Annotated in this window: 1 protein-coding gene and 1 pseudogene; both read left to right on the top strand. The window is 63.8% G+C overall.

All coding sequences use genetic code 11. The features are described 5' to 3' along the window. Positions 1–131: pseudogene (locus ABB28_RS17845) on the top strand (lytic transglycosylase domain-containing protein); the annotation flags it as partial. A 150-nt stretch (positions 132–281) separates the two neighbouring features. Next, the coding region (petA, locus tag ABB28_RS17500) for a ubiquinol-cytochrome c reductase iron-sulfur subunit (RefSeq protein WP_057687623.1) at positions 282–724 on the top strand (443 nt) is incomplete at its 3' end.

Here is a 724-nt window from a genome sequence, read left to right as displayed (position 1 = left end):
GCTACAACGCCGGTGAAGGCGCGGTGGACCGCCATGGCGGTGTTCCGCCGTACAGTGAAACGCGCTACTACGTGCAGCGGGTCGGGCAGCTTGCCGAACGCTACCGGGGGGCGCTGGCCAGCAACCAGTAGCCGCTCGGCCGGTCCAGCGGCGTCGCGCTGCTGCACTGGCACATTGACCGCGACAAACGTTTCGCTACACTCGTTTCAGATTCAAAGCGGCCTGGCCCCCACCAGGTTGCCGGCAGCCTTAAAGCTACCTAATCAATATCGGAGTGCCGGATGGCCAACGATGGGGTATACGATCCAGTGAATCATGGACGTCGCCGTTTTCTTTCTGCCACCACGGCGGTGGTCGGTGCGGTCGGCGTCGGTTTCGTCGCGGTTCCTTTCATCAAGTCCTGGAATCCCAGTGCGCGTGCCAAATTGGCCGGCGCACCGATCACCGCTGACATCAGTGCCCTGCAGGAAGGCCAACGGCTGATCCTGGAATGGCGCGGCCAGCCGATCTGGATCGTCAAGCGTTCCAAGGCGGTACTGGACGCTTTGCCGGGCCTGGACGGGCGCCTGAAGGATCCCGAATCCAGCGTCCAGGACCAGCAGCCGGCCTACGTGCTGAAGGAAAACCCGGAGCTGCGCTCGATCAAGCCGGCGGTATCGGTGCTGGTCGGGTTGTGCACCCACCTGGGCTGTTCGCCGGAAATGGTCGCCGAGATCCGCCCCGA

This window comes from Stenotrophomonas chelatiphaga, assembly GCF_001431535.1.
Lineage (GTDB): Bacteria > Pseudomonadota > Gammaproteobacteria > Xanthomonadales > Xanthomonadaceae > Stenotrophomonas > Stenotrophomonas chelatiphaga.
This window is presented reverse-complemented; position numbering and strand designations above follow the sequence as displayed.